Origin of the sequence: Roseobacter sp. (genome assembly GCF_039970775.1) — a bacterium.
GTDB lineage: Bacteria > Pseudomonadota > Alphaproteobacteria > Rhodobacterales > Rhodobacteraceae > Roseobacter.
Genome location: NZ_JBDVLG010000046.1, coordinates 87920 through 111105, shown reverse-complemented (window position 1 = coordinate 111105; position 23186 = coordinate 87920). Strand labels below are relative to the sequence as shown.

22 protein-coding genes are annotated in these 23186 nt (G+C 58.1%); 21 read left to right on the top strand and 1 reads right to left on the bottom strand.

The genetic code is table 11. The annotated features are described in order from the left end of the window. Nucleotides 1-131 precede the first annotated feature (131 nt). From ABJH13_RS11470 to ABJH13_RS11415, 12 genes are all read left to right on the top strand, one after another. On the top strand, nucleotides 132-2192 hold the full coding sequence (locus ABJH13_RS11470; RefSeq protein ID WP_348406347.1) for a dynamin family protein: 2061 nt from the start codon (nucleotides 132-134) through the stop codon (nucleotides 2190-2192). Then, on the top strand, nucleotides 2189-3055 hold the full coding sequence (locus tag ABJH13_RS11465; RefSeq protein ID WP_348406346.1) for a dynamin family protein: 867 nt from the start codon (nucleotides 2189-2191) through the stop codon (nucleotides 3053-3055). The genes ABJH13_RS11470 and ABJH13_RS11465 overlap by 4 nt, the downstream gene beginning before the upstream one ends. A 71-nt stretch (nucleotides 3056-3126) precedes the next feature. Then, nucleotides 3127-3510 carry a hypothetical protein gene (locus tag ABJH13_RS11460; protein ID WP_348406345.1) on the top strand — a complete coding sequence of 128 codons (384 nt, stop codon included), beginning with the start codon at nucleotides 3127-3129 and terminating at the stop codon, nucleotides 3508-3510. 3 nt (nucleotides 3511-3513) lie between these two features. Further along, nucleotides 3514-4260: a hypothetical protein gene (locus ABJH13_RS11455; RefSeq protein WP_348406344.1), complete on the top strand. Its 747-nt coding sequence runs from the start codon at nucleotides 3514-3516 to the stop codon at nucleotides 4258-4260. A 212-nt stretch (nucleotides 4261-4472) separates the two neighbouring features. Further along, on the top strand, nucleotides 4473-5474 hold the full coding sequence (locus ABJH13_RS11450) for an ABC transporter substrate-binding protein (protein ID WP_348406343.1): 1002 nt from the start codon (nucleotides 4473-4475) through the stop codon (nucleotides 5472-5474). A 57-nt stretch (nucleotides 5475-5531) separates the two neighbouring features. Continuing rightward, complete coding sequence (locus ABJH13_RS11445; RefSeq protein WP_348406342.1) at nucleotides 5532-6317, top strand: ABC transporter ATP-binding protein; 786 nt, start codon at nucleotides 5532-5534, stop codon at nucleotides 6315-6317. Further along, nucleotides 6314-7153 (top strand): ABC transporter permease, encoded by an 840-nt coding sequence (locus tag ABJH13_RS11440; RefSeq protein WP_348406341.1) that lies wholly within the window; start codon nucleotides 6314-6316, stop codon nucleotides 7151-7153. The genes ABJH13_RS11445 and ABJH13_RS11440 overlap by 4 nt, the downstream gene beginning before the upstream one ends. Beyond that, complete coding sequence (locus ABJH13_RS11435) at nucleotides 7153-8415, top strand: cytosine deaminase (protein ID WP_348406340.1); 1263 nt, start codon at nucleotides 7153-7155, stop codon at nucleotides 8413-8415. Before ABJH13_RS11440 ends, ABJH13_RS11435 begins: the two co-directional genes overlap by 1 nt. Beyond that, on the top strand, nucleotides 8412-9812 hold the full coding sequence (locus ABJH13_RS11430) for an FAD-binding oxidoreductase (protein WP_348406339.1): 1401 nt from the start codon (nucleotides 8412-8414) through the stop codon (nucleotides 9810-9812). The genes ABJH13_RS11435 and ABJH13_RS11430 overlap by 4 nt, the downstream gene beginning before the upstream one ends. Nucleotides 9813-9814: 2 nt before the next feature. After that, nucleotides 9815-10396 (top strand): NAD(P)H-dependent oxidoreductase, encoded by a 582-nt coding sequence (locus ABJH13_RS11425; protein ID WP_348406338.1) that lies wholly within the window; start codon nucleotides 9815-9817, stop codon nucleotides 10394-10396. Beyond that, nucleotides 10397-11026 carry an NAD(P)H-dependent oxidoreductase gene (locus ABJH13_RS11420; RefSeq protein WP_348406337.1) on the top strand — a complete coding sequence of 210 codons (630 nt, stop codon included), beginning with the start codon at nucleotides 10397-10399 and terminating at the stop codon, nucleotides 11024-11026. A 36-nt stretch (nucleotides 11027-11062) separates the two neighbouring features. After that, on the top strand, nucleotides 11063-11836 hold the full coding sequence (locus ABJH13_RS11415) for a creatininase family protein (protein ID WP_348406336.1): 774 nt from the start codon (nucleotides 11063-11065) through the stop codon (nucleotides 11834-11836). 9 nt (nucleotides 11837-11845) lie between these two features. On the opposite strand, the gene ABJH13_RS11410 is transcribed toward ABJH13_RS11415, so the two are convergent. After that, on the bottom strand, nucleotides 11846-12607 hold the full coding sequence (locus ABJH13_RS11410) for a DeoR/GlpR family DNA-binding transcription regulator (protein WP_348406335.1): 762 nt from the start codon (nucleotides 12605-12607) through the stop codon (nucleotides 11846-11848). 294 nt (nucleotides 12608-12901) lie between these two features. Here ABJH13_RS11410 and glpD point away from each other — a divergent pair, with 294 nt between their 5' ends. The 9 genes from glpD to ABJH13_RS11365 all read left to right on the top strand — a co-directional run bounded on the left by glpD (nucleotide 12902) and on the right by ABJH13_RS11365 (nucleotide 23185). Beyond that, entirely contained in the window at nucleotides 12902-14506 is a 1605-nt protein-coding gene (gene glpD, locus ABJH13_RS11405) for a glycerol-3-phosphate dehydrogenase (protein ID WP_348406334.1), read from the top strand. 15 nt (nucleotides 14507-14521) lie between these two features. Continuing rightward, on the top strand, nucleotides 14522-15610 hold the full coding sequence (locus ABJH13_RS11400) for an ABC transporter ATP-binding protein (RefSeq protein WP_348406333.1): 1089 nt from the start codon (nucleotides 14522-14524) through the stop codon (nucleotides 15608-15610). Next, the gene (locus ABJH13_RS11395) at nucleotides 15610-16695 is read left to right on the top strand and encodes an ABC transporter ATP-binding protein (protein WP_348406332.1); all 1086 of its coding nucleotides are present in this window, start codon (nucleotides 15610-15612) and stop codon (nucleotides 16693-16695) included. Before ABJH13_RS11400 ends, ABJH13_RS11395 begins: the two co-directional genes overlap by 1 nt. Continuing rightward, nucleotides 16695-17567 carry a sugar ABC transporter permease gene (locus tag ABJH13_RS11390; protein ID WP_348406331.1) on the top strand — a complete coding sequence of 291 codons (873 nt, stop codon included), beginning with the start codon at nucleotides 16695-16697 and terminating at the stop codon, nucleotides 17565-17567. Before ABJH13_RS11395 ends, ABJH13_RS11390 begins: the two co-directional genes overlap by 1 nt. Beyond that, nucleotides 17567-18397, top strand: coding sequence for a carbohydrate ABC transporter permease (locus ABJH13_RS11385; RefSeq protein ID WP_348406330.1), 831 nt, complete (start codon nucleotides 17567-17569; stop codon nucleotides 18395-18397). The genes ABJH13_RS11390 and ABJH13_RS11385 overlap by 1 nt, the downstream gene beginning before the upstream one ends. 15 nt (nucleotides 18398-18412) lie before the next feature. Beyond that, nucleotides 18413-18685 (top strand): DUF2160 domain-containing protein, encoded by a 273-nt coding sequence (locus ABJH13_RS11380; protein ID WP_348406329.1) that lies wholly within the window; start codon nucleotides 18413-18415, stop codon nucleotides 18683-18685. 70 nt (nucleotides 18686-18755) lie between these two features. Beyond that, nucleotides 18756-20477: an ABC transporter substrate-binding protein gene (locus tag ABJH13_RS11375; protein ID WP_348406328.1), complete on the top strand. Its 1722-nt coding sequence runs from the start codon at nucleotides 18756-18758 to the stop codon at nucleotides 20475-20477. 93 nt (nucleotides 20478-20570) lie between these two features. Continuing rightward, nucleotides 20571-22058: a glycerol kinase GlpK gene (gene glpK / locus ABJH13_RS11370; RefSeq protein WP_348406327.1), complete on the top strand. Its 1488-nt coding sequence runs from the start codon at nucleotides 20571-20573 to the stop codon at nucleotides 22056-22058. Beyond that, complete coding sequence (locus ABJH13_RS11365; RefSeq protein ID WP_348406326.1) at nucleotides 22055-23185, top strand: iron-containing alcohol dehydrogenase; 1131 nt, start codon at nucleotides 22055-22057, stop codon at nucleotides 23183-23185. The genes glpK and ABJH13_RS11365 overlap by 4 nt, the downstream gene beginning before the upstream one ends. The last annotated feature ends 1 nt before the right edge of the window (nucleotide 23186 follow it).

The following is a 23186-nucleotide window of genomic DNA, read 5'->3' as shown; positions in this document are numbered from 1 at the left end:
CACTTTTATGCGCCATAATTGGGTATGTCCAAAGGTCTTCGGCGTAATATATCCTTGAAAACAAGGGCTGTGCACAGGTGTTTTCCGTGCGATCATGTTTTCTGCCACGTGGGGGTAGGAGGATGAATGCCGTGCCCCAAAAAGATCAGACCCAGATCTCGCAGGCATCGCCGACGTGTTTGCTGGGGGATGGGCTTGAACCGTTGCAAACGGTCGCAAGCTCAATCGCGGCGTTGCGGCAGGCATTGGGCGCTGTGGCGACCGGCCCCACCGCAAAACGCGCTGATCGTTTGCTGCGCCAGCTTGATGGGTTTGAACCAAGCGTGACCTTGATTGGACAGATCAAATCGGGAAAGACATCTGTGGTCAACGCGTTGGCCGGGACGACGGGCCTGTTGCCTGCGGATGTGAACCCTTGGACGTCGGTCGTGACGTCATTGCATTTGCACCCTGAGGCCGAAACCGTGCCCAATACCGCCCGGTTTCAGTTCTTTGACCAAGACGAATGGGACAGTTTGATTTCAGGCGGGGGGCGTATTGGCGAATTGGCACGCCGCGCAGGTGCCGATGACGAACTGGATAAGATCAAATCACAAGCCGCTGATATACAAGAAAAATCGCGTCACCGACTGGGGTGTAAATTCGAAATTTTGCTGGGTCAACGACACGATTACGAATATATAGATGAGGACTTGATCCAGCGGTATGTGTGTTTGGGCGAGGACCTTGATGCCAACGACCCCGAAGGTGCCAGTGCCACCGAAACACTGGGCCGTTTTGCCGATATCACCAAATCGGCGGATCTAACTATGTCGCGCGCGGCTTTGCCGGTGCGGTTGTGTTTGCGCGACACGCCCGGTGTCAACGATACATTCATGGTGCGCGAACAGATCACCATTCGCGCAATCCGAGACAGCCGTCTTTGCGTAGTGGTTTTGTCTGCAAATCAGGCGTTATCGTCAACAGATATGGCGCTGATCCGGTTGATTACTCATATGAAATCACGGGATGTGATTATCTTCGTGAACCGGGTTGATGAACTTTCAGACCCCGCGACCCAGATCCCGCAAATTCAACACAGCATTTTTGAAACCCTGGCCAAACACAACGGGCCCGAAGACGCAGACGTAATTTTTGGCAGCGCGCTATGGGCCTCACACGCGTTGGATGGGCGGTTGGCGGATCTGCCCCCTAACAGCGCGCAGGTGTTGGACGATTGGGCGCAGGTCGCCCCGAACATCCCCGCGCCAAACAGCACCGATCCGGCACATCAGGCTTGGGCCTTGTCCGGCGTTCCCGCGCTGCAACACGCCATTGCGACGCGTATCGTTGACGGCCCGGCAGCAAGCGTTTTGGGTCGTATTGGCCGCAGTGCGTTGAACCTGGTGCAGGCGGATATCGCGCGTCAAGATCTGTTCACCAAGGGGGGCGATCGCACGCCGTCAACGCCGCTCGACACTGGGGCGGCGCGAGCGCGTCTTGATGAGGCCGTGACCGCCCAAAGAGAGGTGCTGAAGTCGCATTTTGATGCGATCCTGACGGAGTTCGGGGCCCGGATGGACCGTGTGCAAGCGAGCTTTCTTGACCGCGCCACGGCGTCGTTGATTGCACATCTTGAAACCTACGGTGACGAGGTGGCATGGTCGTATGATCCGGCCGGATTGCGCATGTTGCTCAGTTCATCCCACAAGGTGTTGGTGCGCAAAAGCAAGGCTGCGTTTGATGGGTCGGTGGCGGCGGTGTCACATGATTTGGCGCAGCTTTACTTACAGGCCTTTGACCTTGCCTCTGATCAGCTGTCTATCGCCAAACCGGTGGCACCTCAGGTCGCCTCGCCGGTCGGGTTGGGGCGGACGATTGCGCTGGATTTATCCAGCAGTTGGTGGAACCGTTGGTGGAAGAACCGGCGTGGATACAAGGCGTATACGTCAAATTTTTACGACATGATCAAAGCGGAAACCGACCCTTTTGTTCATGAATTACGCGATGATCTGGCCGCAGAAATCAAAGACGCTGCGCTGGACGTATTTGAGGGGTTCGTGGCAGAGCAAGCCTCTGTTTTTGCGGTCTTGGAAGATATGGCAAAGGCAGACCCAGACGCTGCGCGCGCGCATTTTGCCGAAGTGGCCGCGCCTGACCGGCAGGTGGAACTGGCGCGCGCTATGCAAGCCCTCGAGCCATACGTCTCGTGAAGCACGCCCCACCCCCAGAGGTCGCGCGGGCTTTTGAAAAGGCGCTGACGGGCCCCCGCAAACCGCGTATCGCGCTGATGGGAGAGTTCTGTGCGGGGAAAAGCACGTTGGCCAATTTGATGATCGGGTGCGATCCGTTGCCTGTTCAGGTCATTGCCACACAACTGCCTCCCATTTGGATCAGCCATGGGAATGCCGCGCCCCGTGTTGTTGGCCTCGGCGGCGACCAATCGGCGTGTGATGTAACGCGGCTGCATGAGATATCGCCTGAGGATACCGCCTTTGTTCAGCTGGAGTACACAGATAACATTCTGACTTTATGTGACATTATCGACATGCCCGGAATTTCTGACCCAAACATGTCACCGGACGTCTGGGAGCGGATCTTACCGTTGGCTGACGCCGTGATTTGGTGCAGTCCTGCGACGCAGGCGTGGCGGCAAAGCGAAGCCGCAGTTTGGGACACGGTGCCTGACCGGATCCAGCGCAGGTCGTTCTTGTTGCTAACGCGCGGTGATATGTTGGTGACGCAAACGGATCGGGCGAAAGTGCTGCGACGCGTGCAGTCCATGACCGATGGCATGTTTCACCAAGCCATGATGGTGTCGCTGACGCAGGCCCGCGATGCGGGTGATGATGCCCAAATGTGGGAGGCGAGCGGTGTTGATCCGTTTGTGGACGCGTTCATGCATATCCTCAAGGTGTTGAGTGCCGAGATATCGGGGCAGCCGCTGCCCGTTGTCAACGCACCGCCAAAAGATGAAACCGTAGATCAAGTAACGCCCCGCCGACCCACCGCGCAGTCCAAGACCTGCCGGCCTGATCCGGTTTTTCCGCACGTTCGAGGGACCGCAACCCCGTAATATGTCACCTATTAACCAGACCAACATGGTCTGATGGTATGCATTGGCGCACGACGGAATTGAGGGGCGTGATGACCGTACAGGATAAGTTGGATGAGTTTCGCATCCGGTTTTCCGGGTGCATCATTGTGGCTTATGCGGACGTCTCTAGCCGCGTGGTTTTTGCCGCAAGCACGCGCGATACCATCCCGCGCGAAAATTTGGATAAGGTTGCATCGCAAGCCGCCGATCACCTGACGGGGGTGGCGGCGCAGCAGCTGAAGAACGTGATGTTTCGTGAAACATGCGGGCCTGCAGCGGCGCTGTCCTTTGAGGGGAATGGTATATCGTGTGCCTTGCGCGCGTCGACGTCCTCTCAAGAAGTGCTGTGCCTTTTGTGTGATTTGGGCACGTCGATGGGTGAAGTAATGAGCGCAGGGCAGGTGCTGTTGTCTGACCTCTCCGGTGAGGGATAGGTCATGACCAATGGGCCACCCGAAGATGCACAAAGGTTGCGCGATCTTATCCGTGCAGCAACTCATCCGACCCCGCAGTGTTTCCCAACGGCCTTTGATGGTGCCGCGGCCGGAGTAACCACGGTGCTTGCTGCGATCGACGCGGCGGTTTTACCACGACGTTTGCATCTGACCCGCGATGACGGGCAGGTCATGACTTGTGACGTGGCTGAACGCCGTTTGATCCGTCTGGGGCAGAACGAAACCACCCCGCATTTGACCCAAGCCGACGGCATAGAAGTCGCTGCAAATATTAGGAAATTTTGCGCGTCGGCCACCACGATCCAGCTGAGTTATATCGTTCAACCCACCCGTTGGATAGCGGGTGCGTCGGGCTTGTCGGTGGCGGATTTAATGCGCGACATCGACGCGTCGGTATCGACGCCGATGACCCAAAACCTGATCACGGTTGAAATCGCATGTGCGCAAATGTCGGCCGCCGCGTTGGCAATGCTCGACAGCTGCGCCGACGGGGGGCATAGCCGTCAGGGGCAGGGCGGGCTCATTGAAAAACTGCAGCAGTTAGAAACCCACGCAGGGGATCTGCCTCATGCAGAACCCGCCAGCGGCCCGTGTTTGACGATCTGGACCGAAGCGGTGGGCGATGGTCTGGCGGTTCTATGTGCCTGCGTGGATCAGCGTCGGATCTGGGTTGTTTTCGACTGTGCAAACTTAGACGAAATTTTATCCTGTTGGGCGCGGGTCGGATGATTATTTACATGTAAATAAAACGGTATGCCGGACCAAAATTCCCCTATAGCGAGAGGGATGGAAACCGTAATTTGGCTAAATTTTACCCACAGCTGCGGAATTGGGCTATAAATTAGGCGAATATCCGGCTGATGTCGGAAAACCTCGGTATCTCGCTTCCCTTGCACGGTGCGCTCCGAACCATGTGAACCAACCGTAACCAGGAGGACGCCATGACCCTTTCTCGAATTTCGACCCTTGCTTGCGCGCTCAGCGTCGGAGCCACAGCCAGCTTTGCGGACGACCCGCTTACACCGGTGGTGTTTGGTACGAACTGGCTGGCGCAGGCGGAACACGGTGGGTTTTATCAGTCTGTTGCCGACGGCACCTACGCGGCATGCGGGCTCGACGTCGAGATCATTTCGGGCGGGCCGCAGGTCAACAACCGCGCATTGATGTTGGCAGGGCGCATCGACTTCCACATGGGCGGCGACATGCTGCAGGCCTTCAACGCGGTCAAAGAGGGCATTCCCGTTGTGTCCGTTGCCGCGATTTTCCAAAAACACCCGCAGGTGATCATTGCGCACCCGGGGCAAGCAGACAGCTGGGACGATCTCAAAGATCTGACGCTGCTGATTGGCGACAATGGCTATACGTCGTATTACCAATGGATGATCGCCGAGCACGGGTTTACGGCCGCACAGCGCCAGCCCTACACATACAACCCCGCGCCCTTTATCGCAGACAAGCAAAAAGGCATGCAGGGGTACCTTAGCTCTGAGCCGTATGCGATTGAAAAAGAAGCAGGATTTGCACCAAATGTGTTCCTTATCGCGGATGCGGGCTATTCCTCATACGCCACTACAATCGAGACGATGGCTGACACAATCGCCGATAATCCCGACAAGGTTGCGTGTTTTGTCGATGGGTCACTGACGGGCTGGTACAATTATCTCTATGGCGACAGCAGTGGCGCCGATGACCTGATCAAGGCGTCCAACCCGGATATGTCGCAAGACAAGATCGACTTTGCCAAAAAGATGATGATCGAACAGGGCATCGTCGATAGTGGTCGCGCGATTGATCTGGGGATCGGGTCCATGACCGATGATGTGATCGAAGATTTCTACACGAAAATGGTGGCGTCCGGCGTGCTCGAAGAGGGGCTGGATTGGCAAGCGGCCTACACGCTTGAGTTCACCAATAAATCCGTTGGAAAAGATATCAAACCCTAAGCAAATAGGGGGTTGGTCCGGGCGCGCGGTGTCCGGACCAACCGTTCAGGGGGACGTATGACGATACCGGATCGGCCGCAAAACACGCGGCCTGAACTGTTGCGTATGGAACAGGTCGACAAAACGTTTAACGGCGATGTTGTGGCGTTGAAAGGCATGTCGCTTGAGGTGCGCGAGGGCGATTTTATGTCGCTGTTGGGGCCATCTGGGTGCGGTAAATCGACGGCGTTACGGCTGATATCGGATCTGCTGCATCCCACATCCGGGCGCATCACGTGGGCAGGCGGTCAGACGGCTGGCGACTTGGGCGTCGTGTTCCAAGAACCGACCCTGATGCCTTGGGCGACGGTCGCACAGAACGTGTGGTTGCCGTTTCGTTTGCGCGGCAAAACCTACCATGACGTTAAGGATCAGGTGCGAGAGGCGCTGAAACTGGTAGGGCTGGAAAAGTTCCAAAATAGTTATCCGCGTGAATTGTCGGGTGGCATGAAAATGCGGGTGTCGATTGCGCGCGCCATGGTGACGCGGCCGCGTTTGATTTTGATGGACGAACCCTTTGCGGCGTTGGATGAGATCACCCGGTTCAAGTTGAACAATGATCTTTTGACGTTGAAAGACACCATCGGCTGCACGGTGATATTTGTGACGCATTCGGTGTTCGAATCCGTTTTTTTATCGAACCGGATCGTTGTTATGGCGGCGCGTCCGGGGCGGGTGATCACCGAAGTCAACGTAGACGCATCTTATCCGCGCGCCGAAGATTTCCGAACATCTGCGGAATATGCCGTTTATACGCGCCAAACCACCGATGCATTGCATCAAGCCATGGGAGACACTGCATGACCCCGGCCATGCCACCTGACGCCGATGAAATCGCCCGGTTGCGGCGCCGCCGGTTGGAAACATTCGGCAAATGGATCTTGCCCGCGTTGGTGTTGGTGGTGATGTTGGCGGTGTGGGATCGGATTGTGGTGTGGAACGAGATCCCGCATTACATTTTGCCGGGTCCGGGGCTGGTGTTGCAAACGTTAATCGCAGATTGGGCGATGCTGTTTGAAGCGCTGTTGGTTACGGTGCAAATCACGCTGATGGCGCTGGCGGTTGCGGTGTTGGGGGGCGTGGGGTTGGCGGTGTTGTTTACCCAGTCGCGGCTGGTCGAGATGAGCTTTTACCCCTACGCGGTGATCTTGCAGGTCACCCCCATCGTGGCGATCGCGCCGCTGATTTTTATCTATGTGGACAGCCGCATCGCCGGGCTTTTGATGTGCGCGTGGCTGGTCGCGTTTTTCCCTGTACTGAGCAACACGACGTTGGGGCTCAATTCGGCCGACCACAACCTGCGTGACCTGTTTCGCATCTATGGGGCGTCGCGGTGGCAGACGCTGCGGTTTTTGCAATTGCCCTCGGCTTTGCCGTATTTTCTTGGCGGGCTGCGCATTGCGGGGGGCTTGTCGTTGATCGGTGCGGTCGTGGCGGAATACGTCGCGGGCACGGGGGGGCTGAAATCTGGCCTCGCGTTTCGTATCCTCGAGGCAGGCTACCGGCTGAATATCCCGCGCATGTTCGCCGCCTTGATCTTGATCGCGGTCACCGGGGTGATCATCTTTGCCGGCCTCAGTTTTCTGAGCCATATGTTGCTGCGCAAGTGGCATGAAAGCGCGCTAAAGAGAGACTACTAATGGATTTTATGACGTTACCTGCCGGGCATGTGACCTTGCAAAACCTGACCGTACCGGGTTGTTTTCTAGGCCAAAAGGGGAATTTGGTGACCGCCGATTTGTCGGTAAACGCAGGCCGCGTTACCGACGCCCCCGGACAGCCGGTAGATATGAAAGGCGCGATGCTGTTTCCCGCCTTTGTCGATATGCACACGCATCTGGACAAGGGCCATATCTGGCCACGCGCGGCCAACCCGGACGGCAGTTTTGACGGCGCGTTGCGCACTGTGAGCACAGACCGGCAGGCCAATTGGAGCGCGGCAGACGTGGCCACCCGCATGGATTTCGCCCTGCGCTGTGCCCATGCACACGGCACGCGCGCCATTCGCACCCATCTCGATAGTGTCCCGCCGCAAGATACGATTTCGTGGGCGGTGTTCAAAGACATGCGCGACCAGTGGCACGGGCGGATAGACCTGCAGGCGGCATGTTTGGTGGGCTGCGACGCCGTTGCATTAGACAGCGGCTATGTGCAGACGGCCGATCTGGTCGCGCAGACGGGCGGCGTTTTGGGCATGGTGACCTATCCGGTGCCCGACATTGACGCGCGCGTGCGGTTGTTTTTGCAACTGGCGGCGGACCGCGGCCTCGAGGCTGATTTCCACGTCGACGAAACCCTTGATCCGGGGTCCGAGACATTGCGGGTGATCGCACAGGCGGTGATCGACACGCGTTTTGACGCACCGGTGACAGTGGGGCATTTGTGTTCACTCTCCGCCCAAGACCCCGCACGGGCGGCCAGCACCATGGATCTGGTGGCGCAGGCGGGCTTGAATGTGGTGTCGTTGCCGATGTGCAATCTTTATCTGCAAGACCGCCAGACCGGCACGCCCCGCATGCGCGGCATCACGTTGGTGCATGAACTCAAGGCGCGCGGGGTCAATGTGTCGTTTGCGTCTGACAACACGCGCGACCCGTTTTACGCCTACGGTGATCTGGATATGATCGAGGTCATGCGTGAGGCGACGCGGATCGGGCATTTGGATCATTCCGCAACCGATTGGGCGCAGGCCTTTGTGACCAACCCCGCCAAGGCCTGCGGGTTTGACGCGCCCAGCCTTGCCCCCGGTGCGCCCGCCGATCTGGTGATCTGCCGGGCGCGCAGTTGGACGGAAATTTTCGCCCGGCCACAGGCCGACCGGATTGTGCTGCGCGCGGGCCAACAGATTGACCGAACCTTGCCCGACTACGCCGAACTTGACCATCTCATGAGGATCCAATGACCGCCAATATCGACGCCGCCAAAGCAGCCCTGTCGCACCTTGATCTCGAAGACAGCGGCGCGGGCATCAAAGCCAAAAGCCGCGATTTTTTCTGGTATTCGCCCGTGCTTAAGGCGCGTTTGGATGATGTGAGCGCTGATTTCGTCGTATCGCCGCGCAGCGAGGCCGAGGTGATCGAGGTGTTGCGCGCCTGCTATGCCCATGACGTACCGGTGACGACACGCGGCGCGGGCACCGGCAACTACGGCCAAGCGATGCCGCTGGCGGGGGGCTGCGTGATGCATTTGCGGCATATGACGGCCGTTAAGGATATCCAACCGGGGCGCGTCGTGGTGGAACCGGGGTGCCTGCTCAAAGATCTGGATGCGGCGTGCAAGGACCATTCTGGTCAGGAACTGCGCATGTTTTCATCCACTTGGGCCACGGCGACCATTGGTGGGTTCATCGCGGGCGGGTCTGGTGGCGTTGGGTCGTGCAATTGGGGGTCGTTGCGCGATTTGGGTAACATTATCCGCCTTCGGGTCGTCACGATGGAGCAAGAGCCGCGCGTGCTGGAATTTCGCGGCGAAGAATTGGCTCGCGTCAGCCATGCCTATGGCACCAACGGCATTATCACCGAAATCGAAGTGCCGCTGGCACCTGCCTATGATTGGGTCGAGATGTTCGTGGCCACTGATGATTTCATGGGTGCCGCGCGTTTTGCAGAAGAGCTGGCCAACCAAGACGGTATCTTGATCAAGCTGGCGACCGTATTCGAGGCCCCCATCGCCAAGGACTATTTTCAACGCATAGCGCCCCACGTCGAAAAAGACACCAACCTGATAGGGTTGATGGTCGCGCCGCAGTCGATGGATGGGTTTGAAACCTTTCTGGGGCGCCGCCCCGCCGCGCGATTGATCTACCGCAGCGACGATCACGATTGGCCGCGCGGGCCGGGCATGGTGTTCGAATACGGCTGGAACCACACGACTCTGCGCGCCCTTAAGGTGGATCCCAGCATCACCTATTTGCAGGTGCGCTATGGGTTCCCCGAACATCTGCCGTTGATCGAAAAGATGCGCGACGCCCTCAGCCCCGAGGTCTTGCAACACCTTGAGGTCATGAAAGAAAACGGCAAGGTTATGTTTGCGGGGCTCAGCCTTGTGAAATTCACCACCGAGGCGCGTTTGGACGAGATCATCAAGCTGCATGAGGACGCGGGCGCACTTGTCTTTAACCCGCACCGTTACACGTTGGAGGAAGGTGGGCGGCAAACCGTTGACGACCGGCAGCTGAATTTCAAACGCGAGGCGGACCCAAAGGGGTTGTTGAACCCCGGCAAGATGATCGCTTGGGACGACCCCGATTTTGGGTTTGATCAGATGTATGCTTATCCTAAGTTGCGCGGGGCCCAGTAACCATGCCCCGTGCCATGGTCATCTATGCCCATCCCTGCCAAGAAAGTTATTCTTCGGCGCTGCATGCCTGTGTCGTGGACCGGTTGGCACAAGGGGGCTGGGATGTCGATGATTGTGACCTGAACGCCGAAGGGTTCTCACCTGTGCTGACTGCACAAGAACGGCGCGGGTATCATGACGAAGGCCCCAATATCGCGCCGGTTGCTGGGTATGTGGATCGCTTGCAACGGGCCGATGCGCTGGTGTTGATGTTTCCGGTCTGGAATTTCGGCTATCCGGCGATCTTAAAGGGGTTCTTTGACCGGGTTTTTTTGCCGGGCGTGTCGTTCAAACTGGAAAACGGTAAGGTCGCGCCAAACTTGCGCAACATTCGCAAATTGGCGGCGGTCACGACCTATGGTGGCAGCCGAATGCGTGCGATGTTGGTGGGGGATCCGCCGCGCAAAACCGTGACCCGTGCGGTCTGGCACGTCTGCCGGCCTGAGAAAACGCGCTACCTCGCGCGCTACGATATGAACCGCGCTACAGACCAACAACGCAAGCATTTTCTTGCGCGGGTCGGTGCGGAAATGGAGAGATTTTGAATGCGTGCTCTTGTTGTTTATTGCCATCCCAAAGCCGGCAGTTTTAACGCCGCGGTGCGTGATTTGGTCGTAGATAAACTGTCGGCTGCGGGGGCAGAAACCCGCGTGATTGACCTGTACCGCCGCGGGTTTTCGCCTGTTTTGACGGGCGGTGAACTGGATACATACATTGACGCCCCGGCCAACCGCGCGCCTGTTGCCGCCGATGTTGATGACGTTTTGTGGTGCGATACGTTGATATTTGTGTACCCGACGTGGTGGTACGGGTTGCCCGCAATGTTGAAGGGCTGGCTGGATAGGGTGCTGCTGCCGGATGTGGCGTTTTTGATGCCCGACGGTGAAAACGACACCATCCGCGCAGGACTGACCCACATCAACCGGTTGGCGGTGTTTACGACATGTGGGGCCAGCTGGGGTTTGACGCAATTGATTGGCGCACCGGGCAAACGCACGATCCTGCGGGGTGTGCGGGCGATCTGCGCGCGCCGTTGCAAGACAAGTTTCGCGGCGCATTATTTGATGGATAGCTCTTCCGCCACCAGCCGCCGCGCGCATCTGGAAAAGGTCGCGCGCAAAATGGACCGCTTTGTCGGGGCGGCCCCCGCCAAACAGCGCGCGGTGCGAGCGTAACGTGTTACAATCGATCTATGCCTCTAGGGACCTGACATGACAAAATCATTGGATTGGGCCGATTTCCGCGCCCCCGATTTCACCGATATCGACCCGATGAAAACCATCGCGGTTTTGCCCACTGCCGCCATCGAACAGCACGGGCCGCATCTGCCGGTGGGCACGGATACGTTGATCGGGCAGGGCATGTTGGATGAATTGCGCCGCCAAGCCCCCAGCGACATGGACCTGCGCATTTTGCCAATACAAGCCGTCGGTAAATCGAATGAACACCTGTGGGCGGCGGGGACTTTGACCCTGACAGCGGCCACTGCGCTGGCCGTCTGGACCGAGATCGGCCTGAGTGTGGCGCGTGCGGGCATTCGCAAGATTGCAATTGTGAATTCCCATGGGGGAAACCTTGATTTGGTTTCGATTTTATCGCGCGAACTGCGGGTGCAGGCCGGTATGTTGGCGGTGAAATGCCAATGGAGCGCGTTTGGAACGCCCGAGGGGCTGTTTTCTGAACAAGAACGTCAGTTTGGCATTCATGGGGGAGACGTCGAAACATCGTTGATGCTGCATTTTCGGCCTAAAACCGTCGACATGTCCGCCGCGCAAGATTTCAGATCAACGGCTGAACACAGTGCAATACCGCCGATTGGCCCGGTGTCATATGGTTGGATCGCCAGCGATCTGAACCCCGAAGGCACCGTGGGCGAAGCACATCTGGGCACGGCTGAAAAAGGCGCCGCCGCGGCCCGGCATCAGGTGGCGGGGTTTGTCGATCTGCTGCATAAGATGCGACAGACGGATCTGCCGCGCGGTTGATGTTGGCTGTCAGCCTGCCACGATCACATGGGTGCCCCAGTCGGCGCATTGGGTTTGCAATTGGCTGGGCAGCGGTTTGTCGGTGATGACGGTCGAGACCGCGCTCATCGAGGCGATGCGGGCTGGCGCGGTGCGGCTGAATTTGGAATGATCCGCCACCAGCAGGCACTTGCGAGATTGCGCGATGATCGTTTGGCTAACGCCGACCTCTTGGATGTCGAAGTCCAGAATATCGCCGTCATCGTCCATGGCCGAACACCCAATGACCGCAATATCGAACTTGAATTGCCGGATCGTGTTGATGGTCAGCGTGCCGACCAAACCGCCGTCTGATCGTCGCAAAACACCGCCCGTCAGCATGACCTGACAGTCGGGGTTGTCGATCAGGATATGCGCGATGTTCATGTTGTTGGTCACCACCATCAAGTCACGGTGTTGCAACAATTCGCGGGCCACGGCTTCGGTGCTGGTGCCGATGTTGAGGAATACCGACGACCCATCGGGGATTTCGGCGGCACAGGCGCGTGCCATGGCCAGCTTGGACGATTGGTTCAGGATCCGTCGTTCATCGTATTCGATGTTGGTGGTGCCAGACGGCAGAATCGCACCGCCGTGCACACGTTCGAGTTTGTTCGCTTCGGCCAGTTCGGTCAGGTCACGGCGAATGGTTTGCAAGGTGACACCGAAATGTTCGGCCAATCCATCGACAGTCACTTTGCCCTCGCGTTGTGCGATTTTCAGGATGTCAGGATGGCGAAAGGTCTGCGACATGAATGTTCTCCTTGAGGCTAGGTAACCAATAACGCGCCATAATTCTATTGTTTTATTGCGCCGACCTTCATGGACCATACTGCGCAGCAGGGCGAGGAGCGCATGCCTGCCACTATCGGGTCAGCGGCGGTCGTGGTGCTACCTGTTTCTACGTCTTGTTGTGGTTCGCGCAAAAGCGAACATAAACGAAAAAAGAACGCTTGATTGCGCTTGCAGGCTGCGCTACCCGTTGCGACGTCGGGTGTGTCAATGTGGCGCGCCGCGACAAAACACACACACAGATTGGGGGGTCTCGTGTCATCAACGTCAGAGCAATCCAAGACATATGACCTGTTCATCGTCGGCGGCGGCATCAACGGATGTGGCATTGCGCGCGATGCGGCGGGGCGCGGGCTCAGCGTCGCTCTGGCCGAGATGAATGACCTTGCGTCTGCCACATCTTCGGCATCGACCAAGCTGTTCCATGGTGGTTTGCGCTATCTGGAATATTTTGAGATCAACTTGGTACGCCATGCTTTGACCGAACGAGAGGTGTTGCTCAAGGCGATGCCGCATATCAGTTGGCCGATGCGGTTTGTGTTGCCCTACCACAAAGACATGCGGTTCGAAGGGTCCACGCCCACATCGCGTATTCTCAACACGGTCATGCCATGGATGAAAGGCCGGCGCCCTGCGTGGCTGATCCGGTTTGGCCTGATGTTGTATGACACTCTGGGCGGGCGGAAAATTTTGCCTGCCACCAAGACCTTGCAGTTGAAAGGCAGTGCCGAGGGCGCGCCGATTGATGACCGGTTTGAAAAGGCCTTTGAATATTCCGACTGCTGGATCGAAGATTCCCGGCTGGTGGTGCTGAACGCCCGCGACGCGCAGGCGCGCGGTGCCGAAATCATGGTGCGCACCAAAGTTGCGAGCGCTGCGCGGGTCGATGACCTATGGGAGATCACGTTGCACGACACCCTTACCGGTGAGGTCAAAACCGTGCGATCCCGTATGTTGGTAAACGCAGGTGGCCCATGGGTGGGTGATATCATCCAGCAAAAGGTGCGGATCAATTCCACCGAAGGGGTGCGGTTGGTGCGGGGCAGTCACATTGTGACGCGCAAGCTATACGACCACGACAAATGCTATTTCTTTCAGGGCACGGACGGGCGGATCATCTTTGCGATCCCCTACGAGACCGATTTTACCCTGATCGGCACCACAGATGCCGAACACAGCGACCCCAGTGTCAAACCTGAATGCACCGATGAAGAACGCGATTATCTGCTGAATTTCATCAACCAATACCTCAAGGACGACATCAGCGCCGACGATGTGGTGTGGTCGTATTCTGGGGTGCGCCCGCTTTATGACGACGGGGCCAGCAGCGCCACGGCGGCCACGCGCGACTATACGCTAAAGGTGGATAACACCGGCGGCGCGCCGATTTTGAACGTATTTGGCGGCAAAATCACCACCTATCGAAAATTGGCCGAAGACGCGATGGACAAGATCGTGCCATTCTTTCCCGGCACGTCCAGCCATTGGACCGCAGGCGTTGCCCTGCCGGGCGGCGATTTTGCGGTCGATGGGTTTGACGCTTTGGTCGACCGGCTGGGCGATGCCTATCCGTTTTTGACCGACGTCTGGGCCCGCCGTTTGGTGCGCGCCTACGGAACCGACGCATGGGCGGTGATGGGGGACGCAAAAGAACAAGGCGATCTGGGGCAGGCGTTTGGCGCCACCTTGACAGAACGCGAGGTCATTTGGCTGTGCGACAATGAATACGCGCGCACGGCCGAAGATATCATCTGGCGGCGCAACAAACTGGGGCTGCGGCTGGCGAAACAGGACGTGACAGCTTTGGAGGACTTTCTGCGAACTGCATTTGCAGCGCGCAAGACCAAAGCGGCAGAATAGGCGGGGGGGCCAGACATGACTTTGATTTTGGAAGGGGTGTCTAAGACTGTTGGGGGGGCGACCCACATTTACCCAACAGATATTGAATTGCAAAAAGGCACGATGAACGTGCTTTTGGGGCCGACACTATCGGGTAAAACATCGCTGATGCGGTTGATGGCGGGTCTGGATGTGCCGGCCACCGGGCGGGTGATCTGGCAGGGCGATGATGTGACAGGCATGCGTGTGCAAGATCGCAAGGTTGCGATGGTATATCAGCAGTTCATCAACTACCCGTCGATGACGGTCTATGACAATATCGCCTCGCCGATGCGTTTGTTGGGCCAGTCGCGCCAAGAGATTGATGCGCGGGTGCGCGAGACGGCCGATTTGATGAAGCTAACCCCGATGTTGGATCGCAAACCGCTGGAACTGTCGGGCGGGCAACAACAACGTTGTGCACTGGCGCGCGCATTGGTCAAGAACGCAGGCTTGGTGTTGCTGGACGAACCGCTGGCCAATCTGGACTACAAACTGCGCGAAGAACTCCGCGCCGAAATCCCTAAAATTTTCGAAAAATCCGGGTCGATCTTTGTATATGCCACGACCGAACCCGAAGAGGCGCTTTTGTTGGGCGGCAATACCGCCGCGCTTTGGGAAGGCAAGGTCACGCAATTTGGCCCCACGCCATCGGTCTACCGCAAGCCGGTCAACGCCACCACGGCGCGGGTGTTTTCCGACCCGCCGATGAATTTCCTGAACATCACCAAAACCGGCGCCACGTTGGCCTTTGGCGATGGGCAGTCTGTGCCAACTCCGGCAGGTGCCGCGGATCTGCCAGATGGCGCCTACACAGCGGGCTTTCGGCCCAACCATCTGGAACTGTCGGCGCATGTTGCAGGGGCCATGTCGTTCAAAACCCGGCTGACTGTGACAGAAATCACCGGCTCTGAAACCTTTGTGCATATGGACCACCACGGCGAACGTTGGGTAGGTCTGGTGCATGGTGTGCAACATCTGACACCGGGCCAAGACCTAGAGGTCTATTTGGACCCGGCGCATGTTTATATCTTTGGGCAAGACGGCGCGCTGGTCGCCGCGGCCCCCTACGCAGAGGCGGCATAATGGCCAAGATCACGCTTGATAACCTGGCGCATTCCTATCTGCCTAAACCCGCATCCGAAGACGATTTTGCGCTCAAAGAGCTGAACCACGATTGGGTGGATGGCGAGGCCTACGCGTTGCTTGGGTCTTCTGGGTGCGGCAAATCCACGTTGCTCAACATCATTTCGGGGTTGCTACACCCCAGCCAAGGCCGCATCTTGTTCAACGACCGCGATGTCACGCATGCACCAACCGCCGAACGCAATATCGCGCAGGTGTTCCAGTTTCCTGTTGTGTACGACACCATGACCGTGCGCGATAACCTGGCCTTTCCATTGCGCAATCGCGGTGCCGATCCGGCCTATGTGGCGCAGCGGGTGCAGCAGATCGCGCAGATGATCGGCATGGAAGCCGAATTGGGCAACAAGGCGCGCGGGCTGACGGCGGATGCCAAACAAAAGATCAGCCTTGGGCGCGGGATGGTGCGCGAAGACGTGAATGCGCTGCTGTTCGACGAGCCGCTGACCGTGATCGACCCCCACATGAAATGGGAACTGCGCACGCAGCTGAAATCCCTGCACCATGAATTTGGGCACACGATGATCTACGTGACCCATGACCAAACCGAGGCGCTGACCTTTGCAGACAAGGTTGTGGTGATGTTTGACGGCCGTGTGGTGCAGATCGGCACCCCGCAAGAACTGTTCGAGCGGCCCGCTCATACCTTCGTGGGGTATTTCATCGGCTCGCCGGGGATGAACCTGTTTGATGCCAAAATCGACGGCGCGACCGCCCAGATTGCCGGTGTTCAGGTGCCGCTGGGGGCAGGCTACGTGCCCACGGGCGGCAAGGTGCAGGTTGGTGTGCGCCCCGAATTTATCAAGCTGACGGCGGGGGGCACGGGTGTGCCTGCGCGCATCACCCGCGTCGAAGATGTGGGCCGGCACAAGATCGTGCGGCTGGATGTGGATGGCCATGAGATCAGCGCCATCGCAGGCGAAGGCGACAGTTTCAGCGCCGATAGCCAAACCATCACGTTCGACCCGCAAGGGATCAATGTTTACGCCGACGATTGGCGCGTGGCACCAACAGGGGAGGCCGCCTGATGAACAAGACAGTCAATCAAAAAGCGTGGTTTCTGGTGTTGCCGGTGCTGGTGCTGGTGGCGTTTTCTGCGGTGATCCCGTTGATGACGGTGGTGAACTATTCGGTGCAGGACACCTTTGGGCAAAACCAGTTCTTTTGGGCCGGGCTCGAATGGTTCCAAGAGATGCTGCAAGACGACCGCATGTGGAATGCGCTGTGGCGCCAAATTACCTTTTCGGGGATTATCCTCGCGATCGAAATCCCATTGGGGATTTTCGTGGCGCTCAACATGCCCAAATCGGGGTTCTGGGCGTCGTTTTGTCTGGTGCTGATGTCGCTGCCCTTGCTGATCCCGTGGAATGTGGTGGGCACGATCTGGCAGATCTTTGGCCGTGTCGACATTGGTCTTCTGGGCTACACGCTTGATAAATTAGGTATTTCCTACAACTACACCCAAGACATCTTTGCCGCATGGGTCACCGTGATCGTGATGGATGTCTGGCATTGGACGTCGCTGGTGGCGTTGCTGGGCTATGCGGGGCTGCAATCGATCCCGGATGCGTATTATCAGGCCGCCAAGATCGACCAAGCCAGCCGTTGGGCCGTGTTCCGTTATATCGAGCTGCCGAAAATGGCGGGCGTTCTGATGATCGCCATCTTGTTGCGGTTCATGGATAGTTTCATGATCTACACCGAACCCTTCGTGGTCACCGGGGGAGGGCCGGGCAATGCGACGACCTTCTTGTCGATTGATCTGGTGAAAATGGCGCTGGGGCAGTTTGATCTTGGACCTGCGGCGGCGTTCTCGATCATGTATTTTCTGGTGATCCTGTTGATTTCATGGGTGTTTTACACCGTCATGACCAACCTCGACAAAAGGGACGGCGTGTGATGTCTCAGACCACTTCGCAATCGGGCAAATGTATCAACCGGTCGGCCATCGTTATGGGGGTTTACTTGGTGTTCCTGCTGCTGCCGATCTACTGGTTGCTCAATATGAGCCTCAAAACCAACACCGAAATTTTGGGCTCTTTCTCGCTTTGGCCACGTGATCTGACGCTGGCGAACTACATCAAGATCCTCACGGATGAGAGCTGGTACATCGGGTATATCAACTCGTTGATCTATGTGGTGATGAACACGGTGATCAGCCTCGCAGTGGCGCTGCCTGCGGCCTATGCGTTTTCGCGCTATACATTCATGGGCGACAAACATCTGTTTTTCTGGCTGCTGACCAACCGGATGGCGCCGCCTGCGGTTTTCGCGCTGCCGTTCTTTCAGTTGTATTCGTCCGTGGGGCTGTTTGATACGCACATCGCTGTGGCGCTGGCCCATTGCCTGTTCAACGTGCCGCTGGCGGTCTGGATCTTGGAAGGGTTCATGCGCGGTGTGCCCAAAGAAATCGACGAGACGGCATACCTTGATGGCTATTCCTTCCCGCGGTTTTTCGTGCGTATTTTTACGCCACTGATCGCGTCGGGGATCGGTGTCGCCGCGTTTTTCTGCTTTATGTTTTCATGGGTGGAATTGCTGCTTAGCCGGACCCTAACAACCGTAGACGCCAAACCCATCGCCGCCATCATGACCCGCACCCAAGGGGCCGCGGGCATCGATTGGGGCGTGTTGGCCGCCGCAGGGGTGCTGACCATCGTGCCGGGTGCCTTGGTGATCTATTTCGTGCGCAACTACATCGCCAAGGGCTTTGCCCTCGGGCGGGTATAAAAGGAGGATCTTGATATGGCATGGATGGCATGGACCGTACCGACGGCGCTCTTTTTTGCGGTGATCGCCTGTTTGCTGATCACCTTTACCATACTCGCAATCAAATACCCCGAGACGCCCCGCGTGGGCATCTTGCGGATCGAAACGACGCGGGGGGATCGGTTGTTTATCACCCTGCTGGGCTCGGCCTTTATCAATCTGATCTGGCTGGGTCTTGAGGTCGCACCACAGCCCTATGCGCTGTTGGCGTGCCTGGTTTATGCCGTGGCGGTGTTCCGCTGGGTGTAACCAGAAAGGAGGGGGTCGACCCGATCACGGGCGGCTTGAAAACAGTTCAACAATGTCTTGGGAGGACCACATGAACTTTGCACTAAAATCAACCACAGCCGTGGGCGCGATGATCGCGTGTATGGCACTGCCGGCTTGGGGCGACATGGAGGCCGCAAAAGCGTTTCTTGACGGTGAAATCGCCGGGTTGTCCACGCTGGATCGTGCCGCACAAGAAGCAGAGATGCAATTCTTTGTCGATGCGGCGGCGCCTTTTGTGGGCATGGACATCAAGGTCGTATCGGAAACGATCACCACCCATGAATATGAATCGCAAGTTTTGGCTCCGGCCTTCACCGCGATCACCGGCATCAAGGTGACCCATGACCTGATCGGCGAAGGCGATGTGGTCGAAAAGCTGCAAACACAAATGCAGTCGGGCGAAAATATCTATGACGCCTATGTCAACGACAGTGATCTGATCGGCACGCATTGGCGTTACAAACAGGTGCGTAACCTGACGGATTGGATGGCGGGCGAGGGCGCAGATGTGACCCTATCGAGCCTCGATGTCGATGATTTCATCGGCACGTCCTTTACGACTGGCCCGGACGGCAAACTGTACCAACTGCCCACACAGCAGTTCGCGAACCTCTATTGGTTCCGCTATGATTGGTTCAACGACGCGCAAAACAAAGCCGATTTCCAAGAGAAATATGGCTACGAGCTGGGTGTTCCGGTGAACTGGTCGGCCTATGAAGACATCGCGGAATTCTTCACCGGTCGTGATTTGTCGCGCATGGGTGTTGACGGCGACGTCTACGGCAACATGGATTACGGCAAAAAAGACCCGAGCCTAGGCTGGCGCTACACAGACGCGTGGATGTCCATGGCGGGCATGGGCGACGTTGGCGAGCCAAACGGTTTGCCGGTTGATGAATGGGGCATCCGGGTGAATGAGAATTCGCAACCCACCGGGTCCTGTGTGTCACGGGGTGGTGCGACCAATTCACCAGCGGCCGTTTATGCGGTGACCAAGGCCATTGATTGGCTGCAAAAATACTCGCCCCCTGCCGCGGCTGGTATGACATTTGGCGAGGCGGGACCAATCCCGGCGCAAGGCAACGTGGCCCAGCAAATGTTCTGGTACACCGCGTTTACCGCCGCGACCGTGCAGCCTGATCTGCCCGTGATGAACGAAGATGGTACGCCCAAGTGGCGCATGGCACCTTCGCCGCACGGGGCATACTGGAAAGAAGGCCAAAAGATCGGTTACCAGGATGCAGGCAGCTGGACTTTGATGGAATCCACACCCGTGGACCGTGCCAAAGCCGCGTGGCTTTATGCGCAGTTCGTGGTGTCCAAAACGGTCGATCTGAAGAAATCTGACGTGGGTTTGACGTTCATTCGCTCATCGACCATCGACAGTGATCACTTCACGGATCGCGCGGATAAACTGGGCGGTTTGGTCGAATTCTACCGTTCGCCTGCACGCGTTCAATGGTCACCAACAGGCACAAACGTTCCAGACTATCCAAAGCTGGCGCAACTGTGGTGGCAGAACATTGGCGATGCCATGTCGGGCGCCAAAACGCCTCAGGAAGCGTTGGATGCCTTGTGTTCCGATCAGGAAAAAGTGCTTGTCCGTCTCGAACGTGCCGGTGTTCAGGGTGACCTTGGCCCCGTCATGAATGACGAAATGGACGCGGATCACTGGTTTGCACAGCCGGGTGCGCCCTACGCCAAACTGGCGGACGAAGAAGAACAACCACAGACCATCAGCTACGACGAGCTGATCAAGTCTTGGCAGTAAGCCTTTGACCTTTCGCCGGGGCGCATCCATTGTGCCCCGGCTTTTTTACGGGCGAAATTGCCCCACGAAATTCAGTGATATCCGGGGGACCCCATGACCCATATTCTTGCGATTGATCAGGGCACCACGTCCTCGCGCGCGATCATTTTCGACGCCGACATGAAAATCATCGCCAGCGCCCAAGAAGAATTCCCGCAGCATTTCCCCGACAGCGGTTGGGTCGAACATGATCCGGGTGATTTATGGTCCACCACGGCCGGCACCTGCCGCGCGGTGATCGAAAAGGCGAACCTAGGCCCCGATGACATCGCCGCCATCGGCATCACCAATCAACGCGAAACTGTTGTGGCGTGGGACAAATCCACCGGGCAACCCATTCATAACGCTATTGTTTGGCAGGACCGCCGTACGGCAGAGTATTGTCGCGAATTGCGCGAGGCCGGTCATGACACGATGATCACTGCCAAGACAGGGCTGCTGGCCGACCCGTATTTTTCGGGCACCAAACTCAAATGGATCCTTGACCATGTAGACGGCGCGCGGGCGCGAGCGCAGGCAGGCGAATTGCTGTTTGGCACGGTTGATAGCTTTCTGATCTGGAAACTCACCGGAGGTGCCGCGCATGTGACGGATGCCACCAATGCTGCGCGCACGTCACTCTATGACATTCACAAGGGCCGTTGGAGCACGTCTATTTGCGCGCTTTTTGACATCCCCATGGCGATGCTGCCCGAGGTGCGCGATTGCGCCGCAGATTTCGGCACCACGCGGCCCGATCTGTTTGGCCGCCCCATCCCGATTTTGGGCGTGGCGGGGGACCAGCAGGCCGCGACGATCGGGCAGGCGTGTTTTGAGCCGGGCATGCTAAAATCCACCTATGGGACGGGCTGTTTTGCGCTGCTGAACACCGGCGACACGGCCGTGGCATCGCAAAACCGGTTGCTGACCACCATTGCGTATCAGTTTGACGGCAAGCCGACCTATGCCCTTGAGGGGTCCATTTTTGTGGCGGGGGCCGTTGTGCAATGGTTGCGTGATGGGTTGAAAATTATCCGCGATGCCGCCGAAACCCAACCCTTGGCGGAAAATGCAGACCCCAATCAAAACGTCGTGTTGGTGCCCGCGTTTGTGGGCCTTGGTGCGCCCTATTGGAACGCCGAATGTCGCGGCGCAGTGTTTGGGCTGACGCGCAATTCGGGGCCCGAAGAATACGCCAAGGCCGCGTTGGAAAGTGTGGGCTATCAGACCCGCGACCTGCTTGAGGCGATGCAGGCCGATTGGCAGGGCACGGGCGCACGCGCAACATTGCGTGTGGACGGCGGCATGTCGGCGTCTGATTGGGCGATGCAGTTTTTGTCCGATATTATCGCGGCCCCGGTGGACCGCCCGCAGGTGCTGGAAACCACGGCGCTTGGGGTGGCGTGGTTGGCAGGCCAGCGCGCGGGTATTTACCCAGACAAGGCCGGGTTTGCAAAAAACTGGGCGCTGGAACAGCAATTCACCCCGCAGATGAACGACGCAGACCGCGCCACAAAATACGACGCATGGAAGCGCGCGGTTGACGCCACACTGCGGTTTTGACCGGGTCGGTTTTTGATTTCCTGACCGCGGGGCGCATTGTCTTTGGTCGGGGCAAAGCAGACGTGGTTGCGTCTGCGGTGCGCGCCATGGGCCAGCGGGTTTTGTTGGTGCGGGGCCGGTCGGTGTCTTGGGTTGATACCTTGGCCGCGACGTTGGGCGCGCAGACCACCACCGTCATTTGCCAAGGCGAGCCGACCATTGACATGGTCGATGACGCGGTGCGCGTGGCGCGGGCGGCGGGCTGTGATGTGGTGTTGGCCGTCGGTGGCGGGTCTGTGATTGACTTGGGCAAGGCGGTGGCCGCACTGGTACCCGGCGCTACAAATATCATGGACCATCTAGAGAGCGTGGGCCGCGCGCAGCCGTTGGGCGCGGATCCGTTGCCGTTTGTCGCCGTGCCGACAACATCGGGCACCGGGGCCGAGGTCACCAAAAACGCCGTGATCGCAGTGCCCGCCGCAGGGCGCAAGGTCAGCCTACGGGACAACCGTATGCTGCCCAATCTGGCCGTGATCGACCCTGCCTTGACAGATAACGCGCCGCGCGGTCAAACGCTGGCCTCTGGGTTGGATGCGTTGACGCAGGTGGTTGAACCCTATCTGTCGGGCCGCGCCAATCCGTTGACCGACGCGCTGTGCCGTGCCGCGATCCCACAAGGTGCACGTGCGTTGAGCCAACTGGCACAGGCCGAAACCCAAGGCGCGCGCGATGATATGGCGTTTGTCAGCCTGATGGGCGGGCTGGCGTTGGCGAATGCGGGCCTTGGGGCTGTGCACGGATTGGCGGGCGTTATGGGGGGGCGTTTGGGCGCGCCGCATGGGTTGATATGCGGGCGTTTGCTGGGGCCGGTGTTGGCGGCGAACGCCACTGCGTTGCCCGATAATACGCGGTTCGAAGAGGTCGCTCAATGGTTGGGCGCAGGGTTTGATATGGATCCCAGCAGTGTTTTTGAAACACTGCCCCATCATCTGGACAAATGGGGTGTTGCGCGGTTGGGGCAATGGGTGACCCCGCAGGTTGATCTGATGCAGATCGCCCAAGAGGCGGCCTCTGCGTCATCGATGCAGGCCAACCCCTGCGTGTTGCCCGCCAATGTGTTGGTCAAGGTCATGCAGCAGGCGATCTAAC

Excerpts from the sequence above, each read along its gene's own strand:
- ABJH13_RS11460 (WP_348406345.1), top strand. The coding sequence starts at position 3,127 with ATGACCGTACAGGATAAGTTGGATGAGTTTCGCATCCGGTTTTCCGGG.
- ABJH13_RS11455 (WP_348406344.1), top strand. The coding sequence starts at position 3,514 with ATGACCAATGGGCCACCCGAAGATGCACAAAGGTTGCGCGATCTTATC.
- ABJH13_RS11450 (WP_348406343.1), top strand. The coding sequence starts at position 4,473 with ATGACCCTTTCTCGAATTTCGACCCTTGCTTGCGCGCTCAGCGTCGGA.
- ABJH13_RS11445 (WP_348406342.1), top strand. The coding sequence starts at position 5,532 with ATGACGATACCGGATCGGCCGCAAAACACGCGGCCTGAACTGTTGCGT.
- ABJH13_RS11440 (WP_348406341.1), top strand. The coding sequence starts at position 6,314 with ATGACCCCGGCCATGCCACCTGACGCCGATGAAATCGCCCGGTTGCGG.
- ABJH13_RS11435 (WP_348406340.1), top strand. The coding sequence starts at position 7,153 with ATGGATTTTATGACGTTACCTGCCGGGCATGTGACCTTGCAAAACCTG.
- ABJH13_RS11430 (WP_348406339.1), top strand. The coding sequence starts at position 8,412 with ATGACCGCCAATATCGACGCCGCCAAAGCAGCCCTGTCGCACCTTGAT.
- ABJH13_RS11425 (WP_348406338.1), top strand. The coding sequence starts at position 9,815 with ATGCCCCGTGCCATGGTCATCTATGCCCATCCCTGCCAAGAAAGTTAT.
- ABJH13_RS11420 (WP_348406337.1), top strand. The coding sequence starts at position 10,397 with ATGCGTGCTCTTGTTGTTTATTGCCATCCCAAAGCCGGCAGTTTTAAC.
- ABJH13_RS11415 (WP_348406336.1), top strand. The coding sequence starts at position 11,063 with ATGACAAAATCATTGGATTGGGCCGATTTCCGCGCCCCCGATTTCACC.
- ABJH13_RS11410 (WP_348406335.1), bottom strand. The coding sequence starts at position 12,607 with ATGTCGCAGACCTTTCGCCATCCTGACATCCTGAAAATCGCACAACGC.
- ABJH13_RS11400 (WP_348406333.1), top strand. The coding sequence starts at position 14,522 with ATGACTTTGATTTTGGAAGGGGTGTCTAAGACTGTTGGGGGGGCGACC.
- ABJH13_RS11395 (WP_348406332.1), top strand. The coding sequence starts at position 15,610 with ATGGCCAAGATCACGCTTGATAACCTGGCGCATTCCTATCTGCCTAAA.
- ABJH13_RS11390 (WP_348406331.1), top strand. The coding sequence starts at position 16,695 with ATGAACAAGACAGTCAATCAAAAAGCGTGGTTTCTGGTGTTGCCGGTG.
- ABJH13_RS11385 (WP_348406330.1), top strand. The coding sequence starts at position 17,567 with ATGTCTCAGACCACTTCGCAATCGGGCAAATGTATCAACCGGTCGGCC.
- ABJH13_RS11380 (WP_348406329.1), top strand. The coding sequence starts at position 18,413 with ATGGCATGGATGGCATGGACCGTACCGACGGCGCTCTTTTTTGCGGTG.
- ABJH13_RS11375 (WP_348406328.1), top strand. The coding sequence starts at position 18,756 with ATGAACTTTGCACTAAAATCAACCACAGCCGTGGGCGCGATGATCGCG.
- glpK (WP_348406327.1), top strand. The coding sequence starts at position 20,571 with ATGACCCATATTCTTGCGATTGATCAGGGCACCACGTCCTCGCGCGCG.